Source organism: Wolbachia endosymbiont of Pentalonia nigronervosa, assembly GCF_014534705.1.
GTDB lineage: Bacteria > Pseudomonadota > Alphaproteobacteria > Rickettsiales > Anaplasmataceae > Wolbachia.
Map to the genome: position 1 here is coordinate 1 of NZ_JACVWV010000021.1, position 17,114 is coordinate 17,114.

At 32.4% G+C, this 17,114-nt stretch carries 17 protein-coding genes; 6 read left to right on the forward strand and 11 right to left on the reverse strand.

Translation table 11 applies throughout. From position 1 onward, the window contains the following. Positions 1-362: 362 nt before the first annotated feature. The 4 genes from IC220_RS03295 to ribF form a co-directional block, all read right to left on the reverse strand. Positions 363-1,676: a M16 family metallopeptidase gene (locus tag IC220_RS03295; RefSeq protein WP_188153160.1), complete on the reverse strand. Its 1,314-nt coding sequence runs from the start codon at positions 1,674-1,676 to the stop codon at positions 363-365. Then, positions 1,663-3,012 carry a M16 family metallopeptidase gene (locus tag IC220_RS03300; RefSeq protein WP_188153161.1) on the reverse strand — a complete coding sequence of 450 codons (1,350 nt, stop codon included), beginning with the start codon at positions 3,010-3,012 and terminating at the stop codon, positions 1,663-1,665. The genes IC220_RS03295 and IC220_RS03300 overlap by 14 nt, the downstream gene beginning before the upstream one ends. 67 nt (positions 3,013-3,079) lie before the next feature. After that, the gene (gene lspA, locus IC220_RS03305; protein WP_188153162.1) at positions 3,080-3,556 is read right to left on the reverse strand and encodes a signal peptidase II; all 477 of its coding nucleotides are present in this window, start codon (positions 3,554-3,556) and stop codon (positions 3,080-3,082) included. Next, on the reverse strand, positions 3,553-4,464 hold the full coding sequence (gene ribF / locus IC220_RS03310; protein ID WP_188153163.1) for a riboflavin biosynthesis protein RibF: 912 nt from the start codon (positions 4,462-4,464) through the stop codon (positions 3,553-3,555). The genes lspA and ribF overlap by 4 nt, the downstream gene beginning before the upstream one ends. Positions 4,465-4,530: 66 nt before the next feature. On the opposite strand from ribF, the gene IC220_RS03315 reads away from it, so the two are divergent. The 3 genes from IC220_RS03315 to thyX all read left to right on the forward strand — a co-directional run bounded on the left by IC220_RS03315 (position 4,531) and on the right by thyX (position 7,217). Then, positions 4,531-4,896 carry a glutaredoxin domain-containing protein gene (locus IC220_RS03315; protein ID WP_188153164.1) on the forward strand — a complete coding sequence of 122 codons (366 nt, stop codon included), beginning with the start codon at positions 4,531-4,533 and terminating at the stop codon, positions 4,894-4,896. A 170-nt stretch (positions 4,897-5,066) separates the two neighbouring features. Beyond that, entirely contained in the window at positions 5,067-6,344 is a 1,278-nt protein-coding gene (murA, locus tag IC220_RS03320) for a UDP-N-acetylglucosamine 1-carboxyvinyltransferase (RefSeq protein ID WP_188153165.1), read from the forward strand. Between the two features lie 9 nt (positions 6,345-6,353). Further along, a complete protein-coding gene (gene thyX, locus IC220_RS03325) occupies positions 6,354-7,217 on the forward strand; it encodes an FAD-dependent thymidylate synthase (protein ID WP_188153166.1) in 864 nt (287 codons plus the stop codon). Here the strand turns inward: thyX and IC220_RS03330 are convergent. The 5 genes from IC220_RS03330 to ubiG form a co-directional block, all read right to left on the reverse strand. After that, entirely contained in the window at positions 7,201-8,445 is a 1,245-nt protein-coding gene (locus tag IC220_RS03330; RefSeq protein ID WP_188153167.1) for a heme biosynthesis protein HemY, read from the reverse strand. The two genes, thyX and IC220_RS03330, sit on opposite strands and share 17 nt — an antisense overlap. Next, a complete protein-coding gene (locus IC220_RS03335; RefSeq protein ID WP_188153168.1) occupies positions 8,442-9,167 on the reverse strand; it encodes a hypothetical protein in 726 nt (241 codons plus the stop codon). The genes IC220_RS03330 and IC220_RS03335 overlap by 4 nt, the downstream gene beginning before the upstream one ends. Then, a complete protein-coding gene (locus tag IC220_RS03340) occupies positions 9,160-10,380 on the reverse strand; it encodes a lipoprotein-releasing ABC transporter permease subunit (protein WP_188153169.1) in 1,221 nt (406 codons plus the stop codon). The genes IC220_RS03335 and IC220_RS03340 overlap by 8 nt, the downstream gene beginning before the upstream one ends. A 61-nt stretch (positions 10,381-10,441) precedes the next feature. Next, a complete protein-coding gene (locus tag IC220_RS03345; RefSeq protein ID WP_223158756.1) occupies positions 10,442-11,215 on the reverse strand; it encodes a hypothetical protein in 774 nt (257 codons plus the stop codon). A gap of 323 nt (positions 11,216-11,538) precedes the next feature. After that, positions 11,539-12,699 (reverse strand): bifunctional 2-polyprenyl-6-hydroxyphenol methylase/3-demethylubiquinol 3-O-methyltransferase UbiG, encoded by a 1,161-nt coding sequence (gene ubiG, locus IC220_RS03350; protein WP_188153171.1) that lies wholly within the window; start codon positions 12,697-12,699, stop codon positions 11,539-11,541. A gap of 180 nt (positions 12,700-12,879) precedes the next feature. Here ubiG and IC220_RS03355 point away from each other — a divergent pair, with 180 nt between their 5' ends. The 3 genes from IC220_RS03355 to IC220_RS03365 all read left to right on the forward strand — a co-directional run bounded on the left by IC220_RS03355 (position 12,880) and on the right by IC220_RS03365 (position 15,776). Further along, positions 12,880-14,067 (forward strand): ankyrin repeat domain-containing protein, encoded by a 1,188-nt coding sequence (locus IC220_RS03355; protein ID WP_188153172.1) that lies wholly within the window; start codon positions 12,880-12,882, stop codon positions 14,065-14,067. A 62-nt stretch (positions 14,068-14,129) separates the two neighbouring features. Then, positions 14,130-15,401, forward strand: coding sequence for a proline--tRNA ligase (proS, locus tag IC220_RS03360; protein ID WP_188153173.1), 1,272 nt, complete (start codon positions 14,130-14,132; stop codon positions 15,399-15,401). Next, entirely contained in the window at positions 15,402-15,776 is a 375-nt protein-coding gene (locus IC220_RS03365; RefSeq protein ID WP_188153174.1) for a holo-[acyl-carrier-protein] synthase, read from the forward strand. 46 nt (positions 15,777-15,822) lie between these two features. Here IC220_RS03365 and IC220_RS03370 read toward each other — a convergent pair whose 3' ends face one another. Both IC220_RS03370 and IC220_RS03375 read right to left on the reverse strand, forming a co-directional pair. Continuing rightward, positions 15,823-16,329, reverse strand: a complete 507-nt coding sequence (locus IC220_RS03370; protein WP_188153175.1) for a hypothetical protein — start codon at positions 16,327-16,329, stop codon at positions 15,823-15,825. 255 nt (positions 16,330-16,584) lie between these two features. Then, entirely contained in the window at positions 16,585-16,821 is a 237-nt protein-coding gene (locus IC220_RS03375; RefSeq protein WP_188153176.1) for a hypothetical protein, read from the reverse strand. Between the last annotated feature and the right edge of the window lie 293 nt (positions 16,822-17,114).

Here is a 17,114-nt window from a genome sequence, read left to right on the forward strand (position 1 = left end):
CCATTTTTTCCCACTCCGGCCTCACTTTTTCCACGATTTTTTCAAATTCTTCTGTTTTTAGACCCGTTAATTGTCTGAAAATATAAGGGGTTTTTGCCACTTTTGCATAATTTATTGCCATTTTCTCTCACTAAAACTCTCATTTTATACGCTTTTTTTTGTTTTTCTACTTTTTTCCTCGTTTTGCAGGGGGTCTCTTTTTCTTCTTGTTGGTCAAGCCATTACAGAAGTCTATCATTTGGTTTAGGAAGTGCTATATAAATCAAAGAAGAGTAGCTTTTGAGAAAAATAAAATTGCCGTCAGAAATAGGTTTTGCAAGAGGTCTACTTTTTCTAGAGTGCAGCCTTTCGCTTTCTGAATATTATTTGTATCTTTTTCCAACTGCAACAAAGAACAAATCTTCAGGATTCAATAAAGACTTTGCTAGTTCATTTACTTCTTCTAATTTAACGTCATTAATATAATTTGAAAAATTATATATACGATTAATATCACGATTATTTGCCTGAATATTATCTAATTTTGCAATTATGCCATCATTATTAAACATTGAGAAAATATAAGAATTTATTACACTCACTTTTGTATCTTTAAATAGTTGTTCATCAAGTCCTTCTTTCTTAACCTTATTAAATACGTCTTTTACTGCTGATATAGCCTGATCAGCAGTAGAGTTATCAGTACTTAAAGCTCCAGCGATAATATTGCCATGCTTATTATTGAGAATGCTTGCATTGATGCTGTAAGTAATGCCAAGGTTTTGTCTTAACTCACGCATTAAGACTGAATTTAAACTCATTCCACCCAATGCATTGATCAAAACAATAGCATTGTAATAATTAGGGTCGTCGTAAGCTATACCTTTTTGCGCAAAAAATATAACGCTCTGAGGTATATCCATAAAAATTTGCTTACTTTCTGGTGGGCTAAAATTATCTTTTATAGGTATTTTTTTTACTTTTGATCTTTTTGACGGTAGCTTGGACAAATATTTATCTAATAATTTAGTTACTTCCTCTTTTGTTGTGGAACCAACAACACTGATCATTATATTGTCCTTAGCAAAATTGCGTTTTATGTAAGTTAAAATGTCATCCCTGGTGATGTTTTGTATAGTATATATAGTTCCAAAATCACTTTTTGAGTAAGGATGCTTCTTAAATAACAATTTATCTAATTCTCGTGCAGCAATGAAGTGAGGATCTTTTTCAAGATAATTAATCTGAACCTTAAGCATTTCTAAGACTCTATTAAACCCCTCAACATCAACTTTAGGACGCATTATAGCATCACTTAACAGTGAAATTCCCTCTTCTAAATTTTCAGATAAAGTATCTAATGAAACTGTAAAATTTTCTAAACCAGTATTAAAATTTAACCTCATCCCTTTGTCTTCAAGTATTTTAGCAAATTTTTTGGCATCATTTTTGCCTGATCCTTCTTGAATCACAAAGGAAGTAAAGTAAGAAAGACCCTGTTTTTCTGCATTTTCATACGCATAACCTGCTTCTTTAAATGTAATATTCAATGAGACCTTTGGCAGACTATTATTTTCAACAAATAAAAATTTTAATCCCTTCTTAGTTCTAACGTCTTCTACTTGAGTGTTTTCATTTGCATATAAATTGAAGCTTAAGCACAGAAAAAATAGCAGTATAATTTTATTTATTCTCATTATCGATATCTCCTTGAGGTAATAAACGACCAATTAATTTATTAGCAGAAAAAATAGTATGAATTTTAGCACTCATGTCTTCTAAGTTAACATTATCTACCTTGCTAGATGAGATATCTATTTCTTTGAAAGGAATATTTAATGCTAAATGCTCAGCATAAAAATTTGCAATAGAGGTCAAATCAGATAAGTTGTCAAATTGTGCTACTTTATACCTATATTTTGCACTTTCTAGTTCTTCGTCTGTTATTTTTTCATGCAGAAAATTACTAATAGAGCTCTCTAACTCTTTTTCTACTATGTCTAAAGTAACTCCGCTTTTTGGAATTACACTAATATCTACAAACCTATCACTAAAAGCCAAGCCATGATAATAGGCATCTACTGAAACTGCAATATCTTTATCTAAAACTAGATCTTTATACAACTTACTGGATTTGCCTCCACCCAATAAGTCAACTGCTAAATTAACAGTAAAAGTCTCATCTATATGTTTTAACGTAGGTACTTTGTAGCGAAAATATAGTACTGGCTCTTTTACCTGAGAACTTCTCACGGTTAATTCCATACTAGCATTATGCACTGGTTCTTGATTTGGATAATGCCTAACAACAGGTTTTGATTTAATAGCGCCATATTTTTCTTCTGCAAGTTTTAATACTTCATCAAATTCTACATCTCCTACAACAAGTAACATTGCATTGCCAGGATGATAATAATTATCATGAAATTTTTCTATGTCATGCTGGTTAAAGGTATTGATATCTACATCCCACCCAGCAATGGGTCTACCGTATCCTGTGCGATAAAATGCATTATTCATTTCTTCCCATAATAAAGCGATAGGTCGGTTGTCAATTCTCATCTTTCTTTCTTCTAATACAATATTTTTCTCTCGCTCTATTTTATCATGGCTGACATTAAAACTACTCATTCTATCTGCTTCGACTTCCATAACTAATGACAAATCCTTTTTAAGCACTAACTCATAGTAACAAGTATATCCTCTCGTAGTAAATGCATTGAACCTAGCTCCTATGCTACCCAGAATAGATTCTATATTTTTAAATTTTCCTGTAGTTTCAAACATTAAATGCTCAAAGTAGTGAGCCAGCCCTGCTTTACCCATTGGGTCATCCATGCCACCAACCTTGTATATTACTGAGTGTAATACAGCTGGAATGCGGTGATTAGGTGCAACATAAATATCCAAACCATTTTTTAATTTAGCGTATTGAACATTGATGTCTTTTTTTATGTTTAATTGTCCTGAGAAAACTGGGTAACTCAAAAGAAATGTAACCAATAAAGAAAAGCTAATAAACTTATGAAACATTATGACACTCTAATATAACTAGTAAGGCAATTATTCATTATACCCAATGCTTACTAATAAGCAATTTTTATTCACCGTTGCGCTTAGAAATAAAAAGATCATAGATATACCATTTGTATAAAAGTACAAGTATTCCACAAATCACATACAAGTCTGCCAAATTAAAGGCTGGCCAGTACCAATCACCGATGTGAAAATATATAAAGTCATATACAGCTTTCCAGTATATCCTATCAACCACATTGCCAATTGCTCCACCAATCATTAAGGAAAAACCTAAACAAGTTAATTTATCTTGTGATTTGTATAGTAGGCATATAAGCACAATAATTATTAGGATCGCAAGTGTTGAGAATATGAAACCCTTGTACGGCAAGTTACTAAATAATCCAAAACTAATGCCTGAATTCCACACTTCAACTAACCGTATGAAACTAAAAATCTCGATATATCCTTCTTCATCAATTAATGAATTAATATATAGTTTACTTGCCTGATCTGTCAGTGCTGCAATTATCATAATGATTAAATATAACTTTCTCATAGACTCGTTTTTAATTTATAGGCTTTCATTATATCATAATTTATCTGTTCTTTTAACTCATCAATACTATGGAATTTTTTTTCTGGTCTTATAAATTGTAAAAGTTGTATCTTGACCTTATGATCGTATAAATCTTTGTTAAAATCAAATATATACATTTCTAATATAGGTTTTTTCAAATCCTTAAACGTTGGCCTCATGCCAATGTTAACTACTCCATATAGCCAATCTTGGCCATAATTAGAAAATGCTATTCTTGCATAGTATGTACCAAATTTTGCTTTTATCATGCAATCTTCTATAGGGATATTTATAGTTGGAAACCCTATCTTTCTGCCCCTACAAGCACCTTTTATCACTACACCAGAAATTTGGTAGGGCATACCAAGTAACCTATTAGCAGCTTCTAACTCTCCACTCTGTAGATATTCTCTAATTAACGAAGAAGAACAAATTTTATCATCAATCATCAATGGCTCTAATTCGGTTAAAGAATACCCATATACATCAGAATATTTCCTGAGGGTTGATATGTTACCTAATCTTTTATTACCAAAAGTACAGTTTTTTCCAACAACTATATGTTTAACATTGTACTTACCTACTAAAATCTCACCTATAAATTCATCACAGCTGATTTGAGAGAAACCTTTATCAAAACCAATGATATATAAATAATCTATACCATGACTACTAATTAGCCTAGTTTTTTGCTCTTGATCTATCAATTTAAAGTGATTTTTATTAAATAAAACAGATGATGGATGAGGTTCAAACGTTAGAACTGCAGAAGGTAAACCCATTTTTTGTGATATCTGTTTTACAGTAAAAATTGCAAACTTGTGTCCTAAATGAATACCATCAAAGTTTCCAAAAGTGATTACTATGCCTGCTTTATGTGTATTCATATAATTTGATATTTTTGCATATTTTTTATATTATAACCATAAATTTAGGATAAATGTAGGTAGATTATGAATAAAAACATTGTAATATATATAAAACATGGTTGTCCATATTGCACAAGAGCAAAAAAATTGTTAAACCAAAAGGGTTTTCAGTACAAAGAAATTGATGTTATAAAAAATCCGGATTTATTTAGTCAAATAAAGTCTGAATATAATGTCAGAACAGTTCCACAAATTTTCATTGTTGACGAAGATGGAAATTATATATACCACATTGCTGGAAGTGATAAGTTAATTGATCTTGAAAATACAGGAAAATTAGATGCGATGCTACATTATGGTAATGATACTGATATAATAGCTGGTGCAGATAACAGCACAGAGTATGGAGAATGTAGCTTACTAAACAACAATGTTGATAATTTAATATAGCTGAAGCGATAATATACATTCAGGTAATGGTGTTAACTTAAAAAAATGGTCAGCAATTATGCAAAATTTCTATTACTAAATTATCCAAAGAATTGCAAAAAATAATATTATTATTTCTATTTTAACAAAAAGAACTTAAAATATGTACTTTTCCGGAATACAATAAGTAAATGCACAAGATATTAATAAAAAGCAGCAATAAACCTTTAGTAGGAAAGATTTCTATTAATGGCGCAAAAAATGCAATCTTACCTATAATGGCAGCAAGTATATTGTGTGATGCTCCAGTTACTTTATTTAATGTTCCTGATTTAGTTGATGTACATCTGATGTCAACACTGTTAAAGAACTTTGGTGCAGAGGTAAATTTTACGTACAATGAAGGTTGCAAAGCAAATCATACTTTGGAAATTAATTGTAGCAATATTGTTTGCGATAAGGCATCGCATGGAGTTGCAAATAGATTACGGGCGTCTTTTTTAATGCTAGGCCCAATGTTGAGTAGATTTGGAGAGGTAAAAACTGTATTTCCAGGTGGTTGTGATATAGGAGAGCGTCCAGTAAGTATGCATATTAAAGCACTGGAGAAGATGGGGGCTAAAATTGAAATAGATGGCTGTCACATAACAGCAGAAATAAAAGGGAAATTACAAGGAAGAGAAATAACATTTGAAAAAGTGAGTGTTGGTGCAACAGAAAATGTAGTAATGGCAGCAACTCTTGCAGAAGGAGTGACAATAATCCATAATCCTGCTGTTGAGCCAGAAGTTCTTGATATGATAAGATTTCTCAAAACAATGGGGGCAGATATCAGTGTTCATGATAATAGTATAATAATAAAAGGAGTTAATAAATTAAGTGGTTGTAGCCATAGAGTTATTCCAGATCGCATAGAGGCAGGCACATATTCATTAGCAGCGATTATAACTAGAGGTAGATTGGAGTTAGAAGGAATAAATTTGTTAGATATAAGGTGTATTGCAGATAAATTAAAAACTATCGGAGCTGACATTGAATCAAAGGAAAACAGTATTATTATTTCTAGAAAAGATAACTGTATAAGACCAATTAACGTTGCGACAAATTCGTATCCTGATTTTCCTAGTGACATGCAACCTCAACTGATGTCTGCAATGTGTCTTGCTGATGGAGTGTCAACAATTGAAGAAAATATTTTTGAAAATAGATTTATGCATGTAGATGAATTAAAAAAAATGGGTGCTAATATTAATGTAAAAAAGAAGAAAGCTACTATTATTGGTACGAAAAAATTATTTAGTTCTAATTTAAATGCAACAGATTTAAGGTCGACAGCAGCTTTGATACTTTCTTCTCTGATTGCTGATGGAGAAACTGTGATAAACAACTCCCATTATCTATACAGAGGATATGAGGCAATCCACGAAAAGCTCAACTCATGTGGAGCTAATATTTCTATTCTTATTTGAGGTGATTTTATGAATGAAGAATTTTACAATACTAAGCGCATTACAGTGAAAGAAATAGATGAACTTCTATATCAAGAACATAAAATTCTAGATCAAGGGTTTATTCGCATTATAGATTATATGGGTTCTGATAGTGCTATAGTGCAAGCTGCTCGTGTCTCATATGGAAAGGGAACAAAGCAGATAAGTCAAGATGAAGCACTTATAAAATACTTAATGAGGCATCATCACACCACTCCGTTTGAAATGTGCGAAATTAAGTTTCACGTGAAACTTCCAATTTTTATTGCAAGGCAATGGATAAGGCATAGAACTGCCAATGTAAATGAGTATTCAGCCAGATATTCAATACTTGATAATGAATTCTACATACCACGGCCTGAAAATATTGCAAAACAATCTGATATTAACAAGCAAGGTAGAGGTGAGACTTTTGATTCCGTGACTACAAAAAGAATATTAGATTCTCTGACAAATGACTCCAATTTAGTATACTCTCATTATGAACAATTAATTGAGCAAGGATTTGCACGAGAAATAGCAAGAGGTAATCTCACTCTTAATTATTACACACAATTCTATTGGAAAATAGACTTACACAATCTTCTTCATTTTTTACGACTTAGAGCTGACAAACATGCACAATATGAAATCAGAGTTTATGCTGAAAAAATGCTAGAGTTAGTGAAAAAGTGGGTTCCATTAACTTATAATGCTTTTGTTGAATATCGCCTAGAATCTGCATGTATTTCAAAAAAGGGCTTAGAAGTAATTCGCAAATTAATTAATGGAGAAAACGTTGCGAGAGAAGAAAGTGGTATTGGCCAAAGAGAATGGAATGAGCTTATGTCTATACTTACTGAGCATTCTTGATGTTAGACCTTTTCTGAAATACTATACAATTAAAATTGCCACAGTGGTAGCATCTACAATCCCATCGCTCTAGCTCTTTATCACAACTTTCACATCTCCAGTTTGGATCAGATAAGGCTTGAGAATTTATTTGATTTAACCAATAAATTACTTTATCTTGCTCCTGTAATAAAACCTGCAATTGCACCATTATGAGATAAATTGATAAATAATTAGCTTTTGCCATAGCGGTGTTTAAATATTGACCTGCAAGATCATATTTGCCTGAATTGATTGCAGATATAGCCAACATACAGTGGCTAAAATAGTAATCTGGATGCAAATTGCACAACTTATCAGTATTTTTGCCATTTAAACTCATATAAAGCCTAGCTATTTGAGGAGTTGGATTTATTTCATATTCTGCTTCTAGCACTTCAGAAGCTTTTTTCACTTTTGCAAGTTTAATATAAAGCTCTGCTTTTAAATAATTGATAGGCTGAAAGGTTATGTCGCAACTTTGTGCTTTTAATACAGACTTCATAGCCTCTTTAAAATCTCCCCTTTTTTCATATTCTCTTGCTAGAGCACAATAAAAGGTAGCAAGCATTTTTTTGTGATTAAAGGGAAGAAAAATATTTAGCCTAGTGGCTTCTTTTAATTTTATAATTGCATTATGCCAATCACTTTTTAGTATAAAATTTTCTATTTGGAAAGGTAAAGATAGCACTTTATTGTTGATTAAATTAGAGCAGTACTCTATGAATTTTTGAAAGGCTATTTTGTCTTTCTTAAGATACATAATGAGCTTATGTGATAAAAGTAAAGCCAGGTTGCAATTTGTATTTGCAATACTCGTTATACTATGATTAAATAAACTGTAGTTTCCTGTTTTTCCTGCATTGAAGGCTTTAACTAGAAGCAACTTGTCATTTTCCTCGTCTAAGCTCTTGAGCAATTTCTCAACATTTTCTATGTCATCTAGATCTATGCTGAAAAAAAATTCAAGAATAAGTAATTCTTTTTTGTTTTTTCTTTTCTTTTTTATATCAATAAACATTGATGAGATGCGAGAAAAAAAGCTTACAAGAACAAATAATAGAAATAATGCAACTACACAGGTTACAACAATAAAATATAGATCAATACTTACCGTATAATCACTGAATTCTAATTTTAATACTTCACCATTTATCTTAACCCAAATACCAAACAAGAATGAGAGAATGAAAATTATGAAATAGATCATGATGTATACTGTAATAGGCTATCATATATTACTGAGATATTTTTGTAAGCCAAAATAGAATTGTTCAATTTATTTATCCATGGCTTAAATTCTGAATGAGTTAAAGTACTTACTATAGTATCTATACTATGCCAATCATGTGAATTGATTGCATCTTCAATTTTTATCCATTTTACCTTCAATGGATCGTTTTTATTTTTTATTTTTATCCAATTCGAGGTGATTTTCTTAAATAATGTACTATTATTATAATGAGTAGCATCAACAGCTTCTTCAAACGATGATTTTAGATCATATATGGTATTTATTTCTTTTATACCCTCAAGCTTATTAACTGCATTTTCTATATCCTGATCGTTTAAGTCTGAAACTAAAGGCTTGATTGTAGTAATTTGGTTGTCAAATTTTATTTCTTGGAGCAATGAATTTTTCATCTTTGTGACAGATAGCAGCAATTTTGCCAGATTCTTAAACCTAAGGTCACAGTCACCTGTTTGATTATGTGAAATATATAAACTCTTCTTGAAATCAAATATTTTCTTTTCCAATCTAGACTGGTTATTATTAAGCAAGGCTTTAAAATTGTCCGTGATTTCTTTCGCATTATTTTCACTTTCATGCTTATTTATCCTGAGAAAGATTACGTTGTTTATTGCAACATGACTAATAATCAGTAACACAACCAAGAACCAACCTATATTATTTTTTTGCATATCATTCATAGCGCAATATCTCCGCAGGGTCTTGTGAAGCTGCTTGCAATGCAGGAGCAATTGTAGCCAAAAATGATAAAAACAATGCAAGTACAGAAATACTTATCACATCTTGAGGAACCAATATCACAGGTAAACTTGAAAAAAAGTATATCATAGGATCAAAAAGCTTAACATTTACAACATTTTCTAAGAATACCCTAATATTTTCGATATTTAGAGAAAAAGCAATACCAATAATGCATCCAAGGCATGTTCCTATAAAGCCTATTAATAATCCGCAAATACAGAATATGCGCATAATGCTCCCGTTTGTTGCGCCAAATGTACGCATAATTGCAATTGCAGATTTTTTTTCCTGAACTATTATCATCAAATTTGATACAATGTTAAATGCTGCAACTATTATAATTAAAGCAAGAATTAAAAACATTACATTTTTTTCAGTTTTTAAAGCATTAAAGTAATGACTCTGTTGTGCTTGCCAACTTTCACTCTTCATTCCTACTGTTTTCTCTATAATCTTTGCCAATCTATCAGATTGGGTCACATCATCTACAAATACTTCTATATTTCGTATACTATCTTTATAATGAAAAAAGGTTTGAGCTGCTTTTAATGGCATATATATTAGAGAATTATCATATTCAAACATACCAACATCGAATGTTCCAACAACTTTATACCGTTTCATTTTAGGTATTTCACCGAGCAAAACATTGCTTCCCTTAGGTGAGATGAAAGTAATATGGTTAATATTTAAAATTTCTGCTAAACGTGCACCTATAATCACCCCCTGATCAAATTTTTGCATATCATTAATTACAACGTTATTAGCAACAATAGGGCTGCTTAGTAAATCTTCAATTGTTATACCTCGCACTATGGCGCTAGCAATGTTTCCATCCGCTTCGATAATAACCTGGTCATTGGTCATGGGAATAGCCTTTGATATGCCTGGTATTTTTTCAATCAACTCTGATACTTCCCTATAGTTCGGATTTATACTTTTATCGAAATATACATTTATATGGCCATTAATGCCAAGAATTGAGTCAAGCAATTTTGCCTTGAACCCATTCATTACAGACATTACTACTATTAATGTTGCAACACCAAGAGCAATACCAATAACGGAAAATAAAGTCATCACAGAGCAAAATCTTATATTCTTTGCTCGCAAGTAACGAACAGCCATCATTACTTCAAAAGTAATAGACATACACCTGAAATTTTTTATCATTATAATCTCTTCTTTATTTAAAGACTAGAGATTTTTAAGTTTAAGAGATTGAGCCAGGAAGTTCATCGTTGCTATTAATCACATTACTATGTGCATCAGCATTAGGATAATCTAACCCACTTGGAGGTTGGCTAAATAGCCTGTCAGCCTGGTGTACTAGAAATAAAGTACTGTATATTATGCTAACGATAACACTTATATTGAAATTATAAATTATATCATTTCCCAGATTGATTGGTATAGTGGTAACCTCTATCATCTTAAGTAAGCAATTTAATACACCTGAGGAAAAAATCAACGTTTCAAAGATAAGTGCACTTCTATACTCAGCATGTTTTTTTGTGTCTTTATTATCCTGGTACTTTTTATATGAATAATAAAATCCTATGGGTCCTGCAACAAATACAGATAAGATTGTTGATGCTAAGTCAACATGATAAACTGCACTTTTATTGTAGCTAACGAGGAAATGGATTATTTTTACTTGAATCAGTATTTGTGTAGCATCACTTACCAAGCCAGCTGATTTGCCCACAATTTTTGCTGTTTCTTTTTTACCTTTAGGTTTGCTATAGCTTTCTATTAAGCTTTGCAAGATAAATATGGAATGTATAACCCATAATATAGATACAGGTAGCCTTATAAATCGAGCAGCGTTCCTTATGACTTCAATATTGGCTTTGTTACTATCAATAAGCTTACAGCTAAATTGCAGTGAGATTCGACATGTTATCACTGCAAGAGTGGTTAATACCCAGATAATTCTGCTGATTTTATGATTGTAGGTATAACTAATTTTTTGTTGTAATAACATAAACATAACCAACGAAATGACTGCATTGTATCAAAAAGAACCAAAAAAATCTTTATAAAATCCCAATTTTATATGGCTTTGTTGTATATTCTGCCAACATTTTTGGGTCTATTTTTCGTATGGATCCACTGGTCTTTGCTGATTTTAAGCTTTCTCCATTTTCTTTTTTCTTCGATGTTCACTTATGTATTCCCAGTTGTTTCATTTTTTCTAATCTTTCTGGCATCAGCTTAATATACCAAACCCCAGTTGCGGATTAGAAAGAGGTGAAAAAGCCAAGGAAATAGGGTAAACTGTAGAGGCTAAACCATCTAATGGATAGTCTACTCTAGCTTGCCATAGAGTATGTAATTAACATCTACATTTTTACTTAACTGCCACTCATTTTTCGTTATGCTGTATTCTATTCCAGCCATATCTTGTAATGCCACATTATTTTCCCTGAGAGAATTTGCAATTTCTGATGGCTTCACAAACTTCTTCCAACTATGAGTACCTTTTGGTAGCCAATTTAATATGTACTCTGCACCAACAATTGCAAAAAAGAAGGACATAATAGTTCTATTTATTGTGGACACAAAAACTAGTCCCCCTGGTTTTAGTAATTCCACCGTTTTCTTTAGAAAAAATTCTAAATTATCTACGTGCTCAACTACTTCCATTAGCAATATCGCATCATACTTTTGCCCACTATCCAGCTCTTCAACGCTGGTATGCATATACTCTACATTTAACCCTACTTTTTTTGCATGTGACTGTGCTACCTTAATATTCTCCTCACATGCATCTATTCCAGTAACGTTTACTCCTATACGGGCCATTGACTCTGACAAAATACCACCACCACATCCTATATCGAGTAGTGATATTTCTTTTAAATCACATTTTTTTAGCTCTTTTATTTTTTCAACAATATAAGATACCCTAATAGGATTTATCATATGTAATGGCTTAAATTTGCCATTTTCATTCCACCAATCATCAGCCATTTTGGCAAATTTTGATATCTCATCCTTATTATAAGTTTTCACTTTTTTTACCCCACTGATATTGCTGAGTTTATCTAGGCGTTTTTTATGTTTGTTTTCATTTGAAAATCCCGTCTCTAAGAATTGCTTGACTACATCTTTTGCTAATTCACTGGCAATGAACCTTGCACCTAAACACAACACATTTGCATCATTATGCTCACGAGCCAATTTTGCAATTTCAATACTATTACATAACACAGCTCTGATTCCTTCAAAACGGTTTGCTACAATGCTCATGCCTGAACCTGTACCGCAAATTAATACCCCACAATTTGCCTTTTTGTTCACTATATCCTCTGCAACTTTAACAGCATAGTCTAGGTAATCTACACATTTTTGCTTAGCAGTGCAGCCATGATCTGTTACTACATAACCTAAGGCTTCCAGGTAAAGTATTATTTCTGACTTCAATTTAAAACCAGCATGGTCTGAAGCAATTGATATTATAGACATATAAGCAATTAACTTTGCTTATATCTTTATATAAGTAATTTTGTCTTCTGTCAACTTTAAGACTTGCTTTATAATAAATAGATGTACTGTTGTAGACTTATCATTTCAAGTGACAAAAAACTGTATTGACTATTTTGCTGTAATATAATATGCAATAGCTAATAATTTGGTGGTGAAGCTATGGAATACAAACAGTGGAAAGAAATATTAGAAACCATTGATAGCGAGAATAAAGATAATGTCATTGAAAAGATACAAGAGAAATTAAAAATAGAAGATGCGGAAGAGTATTATAAGTGGGAAAAAGCTAACTTTGATACAAACCACTTATTTGCAATAGAACATATAAGCCATACTATAGAGTGCGGGCAGTTTGGATTCTCAAGTGTATGCGAGAAAAAAGAAATTCATCATAAAACGTTGTTTATCTTAGCTGTTATCAATGGCTGTACAAGGATAGCAGAAGCTTTGATAGAAAAAGTAGTAGCAGACGCTCTCACAGAAAAAGGAGTAGATGTTCATACAGCAGATAAAGATGGGATAACTCCTTTACATTTGGCTGCTAAAAATGGTCAAATAGAAATGGTTAAGTTTCTGATCAAAAGAGGTGCAAATGTTAATGCACAATCAGCCGTAAATAAGTTAACACCTTTGCATTGTGCTGCCATAAGAAAAAACAATAAAGAAATAATCGAAATTCTAATAAAAAAAGGTGCAAGTATTAATGCGTTAGATGAATCCAAGAATACTCCTCTGCATTCAGCTTCTGCTGAAGGACATAATTCCTGTCAAGAAGTTATAAAAACCCTCATAAAAAATGGAGCAAATGTTAATGCAAAAAATAAGGATGGATGGACTCCTTTGCATGTTGCTGCCTCATATTTCTCCAGTGAAAGGATCATAGGAACTCTGATAGAAAGAGGTGCAAATGTTAATGCGGTAGACGGAGATAAACGTACTCCTTTGCACATCGCTGCATCTTCCTTTAAAGAAGAAAATATTAAAGTTCTCATCAAAAAAGGAAATGCTGTCCCTTTTTTACAGGATAAAGATGATAAAACTCCTCTGGATTGTAGTAGTGATGCATACGACTATATAATGCAACTTTTAAAGGAAAAAGCAATTAAAAAGGGAGTTATTTATGGCAGTTCAACAGCAGTATCAGGTGCTATTATTATTGCTATTGCCATTACAAATGAAATAGCTACAGTTAACGCAACATCTATCATAGCAGCAGTCATTATAATTACAGTCGTTGCTATAGCCGTTGGTAGTGCTGCATACATCTCATCAAACCCCAATACTAAAGTGAATGAAGTGAAACAACCTCTCGAACTATTAAGCTTTAACTATAGAGCCAGCAAGTAAAATAAGTTTACCTAACGACCTATTTATATTAAAATTCTTTGATATGAGTATGAGTTATTATAATGCGTTTATCTCAGTATTATCTGCCAACTTTGAAAGAAACTCCTACCGATGCTGAAATTATTTCTCATCAATATTCCCTACGAGCAGGATTAGTTAAACAAACAGCGTCTGGTATTTATACATGGTTACCTCTTGGTTTGAGGGTGCTAAAAAATATCGAAAATATTATTAGAGATGAGATGGAAAAATCTGGTGCAATTGAAGTATTAATGCCTTGTGTACAACCTGCAAGCCTTTGGCAAGAGTCTGGGCGTTATGATGACTATGGCGAAGAAATGCTGCGTATAAGTGATAGAAACCAACGCAGTATGCTTTTTGGTCCAACGCACGAAGAAGTTGCAACTGACCTAATTAGAAACGTAGTGAAAAGTTACAAGAGTTTGCCGCTTTATTTGTATCAGATTCAATGGAAATTTCGTGATGAAATCAGACCACGCTTCGGTGTGATGAGAGGAAGAGAATTTCTGATGAAAGATGCATATAGTTTTGATGTAAGCTATGAAAGTGCACGAGATTCATACAATTTAATGTATAAAACTTACATAAAGATCTTTAAACGCATGGGAGTAATTCCCATTGGAGTAAGAGCTGAAACTGGTCCAATAGGAGGAAATTTGAGTCATGAATTCCATATATTAGCAAACACTGGTGAGAGCACTTTATACTATGACAGCAAATTTATGGAATTACTTGAGAATGAGGACATAGAAAGTTTAAAAAGCATATATGCAGTTGCGGATGACATGCATAATCCTGAATCCTGTCCTATACCTAAAGAACAACTTAAAATTAGCAAAGGAATTGAAATAGGGCATATTTTCTATTTTGGTGATAAATATTCAAAGCCTATGAAAGCAAATATTACTTTTAAAGATGGCACAAACATCAATATACATATGGGTTCATATGGAATAGGGGTATCAAGATTAGTTGGAGCAATAATAGAAGTTTTTCATGATAATAAGGGAATTATCTGGCCAGAAGCTATATCCCCCTTCAGAATTGGATTAATTAATTTACAAATAAGAGAAGAAAAATGTCAGAAAATTGCAAACGCGATATATGAAGCCTTAAAAGGTGATGAGGTACTTTACGATGACTCTGAAGAAAGCGCCGGAGTAAAGCTTTCTAAGATGGATTTAATAGGGTTGCCATGGCAAATAATTATTGGCAAGAAAACAGTGAGTGAAAACCTAGTTGAAGTGAAAAATAGAGCAACCGGTGAAATAAGGGATATGCAAGTAGAAGAAGTAATTAATTATTTTCAGTAGATGATACACGGTATCGGAATAGATATAGTGCATATACCAAGAATATTGAGAATATTGCACAAATACGGGAAAAAGTTTTTAAATAGAGTATACACTGAAAAAGAAATAGAAATAGGTAGTCAATATAACAGTCAAATAGTTCAAGCCAGATATTTCGCTAAACGCTTTGCTACAAAGGAGGCTTTTGTTAAAGCGCTAGGTACTGGCTTTAATAAGAATATTAAAATGAGAGATATAGAAGTATGCAATGATACAAAAGGAAAGCCACATATCATCACTAGTAAAGATTTTATCTCTCAAAAGAGCGTAACTTACCTTTCAATTAGTGATGATGCAGACTATGCTACCGCTTTTATAGTGATTCAAACCTTATAAAACAATTATAGATCTCCTAAAACCTCACTAGTCCTTTAGTTTTATGTTATGCTCTTACTCTACTACAACCTGTAGTAATGAGATTATCGATACTACTAACAGCACAGTCAAGTATCATGTTAGCCTTTTTATCAAGATTTTCATCTATATCTTTACCCAATTTTACTTTTTTTACACACTCATATAGAGCTAGAATAGCAACTGCTGCACACGCTGCTGTCATGCCTGCTTCTGCTATAGCTAGGAACGATATTCCAGATATCAAAAGAGCCACTGCTCCAACAGCAATGCTTATCGCTTGTTTTTGCTTTGTAGGGTTTTGAGATGCATGACCACTTGCTTGATCTTGTGCGACTGTGTTGTTCACTTTAAAAATATCTGAAATCACCCTGGAAACAATTTTTACGGCAAGAAATCCAAGTACTATCACAGACACTCCTAAAGCCAATTTTGCTATAAGCACAATTGATGGTAGTGCTATTATACAGGCCACTAAACCCATTGCTGCTGCTGATAACTTATAATCTATGTTACTAGGTTGTGCACTATGCATAATATTCCTCCAGTATTATATTTCAAAACAAGAAAAAAGCTTTTCTTGATAAAGTCATAAATTAAATTATCAGGAAATGCAATAGTTTCTTAATAGAATTTTTTTGAAATTGTGGAAGATTTTTAAATGCATTTGAGGAAATTTTGAATTTTTTATTAAAATTTATAGAAAATTTTATGTTTTGCCTGGTGAGATGTCTTAATGTCATTCCAATTGACTGGAATGACATTAAATATCTGGTGGTGCTGTCTTTTTTTAAGCGGTAACTGGTACTAAAGGAGGAGTAATGCTATTATGCATTTGATAGGGCTTTAACACACTACCAAAACTTGTATTTGGATTACAACCGCTGCCAACACCGGCTCTCGGATTATGATGCATTACTGTGTTGCAGAGAGTAATAAGCTTCTCCTCTTGCTCTTCTGAATCTGAAGGATTTGTCATTTCATTAGGATTACTGCCAACACCGTCTCTCGCATTATGAGGAACCACTATACTGGAGAAATCAATATGAACCCTGTGCTGTGAACCTGTATCTAGCTGAGGATTTCCTTCATCATCTATCGTTGATACAGTTGTTCTGGAGAAACGCCCTTGTATCTTGAAAAAAACATCTAATATTTTAAGCTTAAGTATTAGGTGGAGGAGGAAAGAACTTTGAAAACGTCCTTAGATATTAAATCTGTGCATCAGACAAGAGCTTCCTCCTCAAAAGTAAAGGCTGGACGGTATCGTAGAAAGACTTAAATGGTTCTAATTCTGTATTCACAAGGTTAGCTTTACTT

Coding starts and splice junctions, on each gene's coding strand:
- lspA (WP_188153162.1), bottom strand. CDS start 3,556: ATGAGAAAGTTATATTTAATCATTATGATAATTGCAGCACTGACAGAT.
- IC220_RS03365 (WP_188153174.1), top strand. CDS start 15,402: ATGATACACGGTATCGGAATAGATATAGTGCATATACCAAGAATATTG.
- IC220_RS03355 (WP_188153172.1), top strand. CDS start 12,880: ATGGAATACAAACAGTGGAAAGAAATATTAGAAACCATTGATAGCGAG.
- IC220_RS03340 (WP_188153169.1), bottom strand. CDS start 10,380: ATGTCTATTACTTTTGAAGTAATGATGGCTGTTCGTTACTTGCGAGCA.
- IC220_RS03295 (WP_188153160.1), bottom strand. CDS start 1,676: ATGAGAATAAATAAAATTATACTGCTATTTTTTCTGTGCTTAAGCTTC.
- ubiG (WP_188153171.1), bottom strand. CDS start 12,699: ATGTCTATAATATCAATTGCTTCAGACCATGCTGGTTTTAAATTGAAG.
- IC220_RS03315 (WP_188153164.1), top strand. CDS start 4,531: ATGAATAAAAACATTGTAATATATATAAAACATGGTTGTCCATATTGC.
- thyX (WP_188153166.1), top strand. CDS start 6,354: ATGAATGAAGAATTTTACAATACTAAGCGCATTACAGTGAAAGAAATA.
- proS (WP_188153173.1), top strand. CDS start 14,130: ATGCGTTTATCTCAGTATTATCTGCCAACTTTGAAAGAAACTCCTACC.
- ribF (WP_188153163.1), bottom strand. CDS start 4,464: ATGAATACACATAAAGCAGGCATAGTAATCACTTTTGGAAACTTTGAT.
- IC220_RS03335 (WP_188153168.1), bottom strand. CDS start 9,167: ATGAATGATATGCAAAAAAATAATATAGGTTGGTTCTTGGTTGTGTTA.
- IC220_RS03370 (WP_188153175.1), bottom strand. CDS start 16,329: ATGCATAGTGCACAACCTAGTAACATAGATTATAAGTTATCAGCAGCA.
- IC220_RS03330 (WP_188153167.1), bottom strand. CDS start 8,445: ATGATCTATTTCATAATTTTCATTCTCTCATTCTTGTTTGGTATTTGG.
- IC220_RS03345 (WP_223158756.1), bottom strand. CDS start 11,215: ATGTTATTACAACAAAAAATTAGTTATACCTACAATCATAAAATCAGC.
- murA (WP_188153165.1), top strand. CDS start 5,067: ATGCACAAGATATTAATAAAAAGCAGCAATAAACCTTTAGTAGGAAAG.
- IC220_RS03300 (WP_188153161.1), bottom strand. CDS start 3,012: ATGTTTCATAAGTTTATTAGCTTTTCTTTATTGGTTACATTTCTTTTG.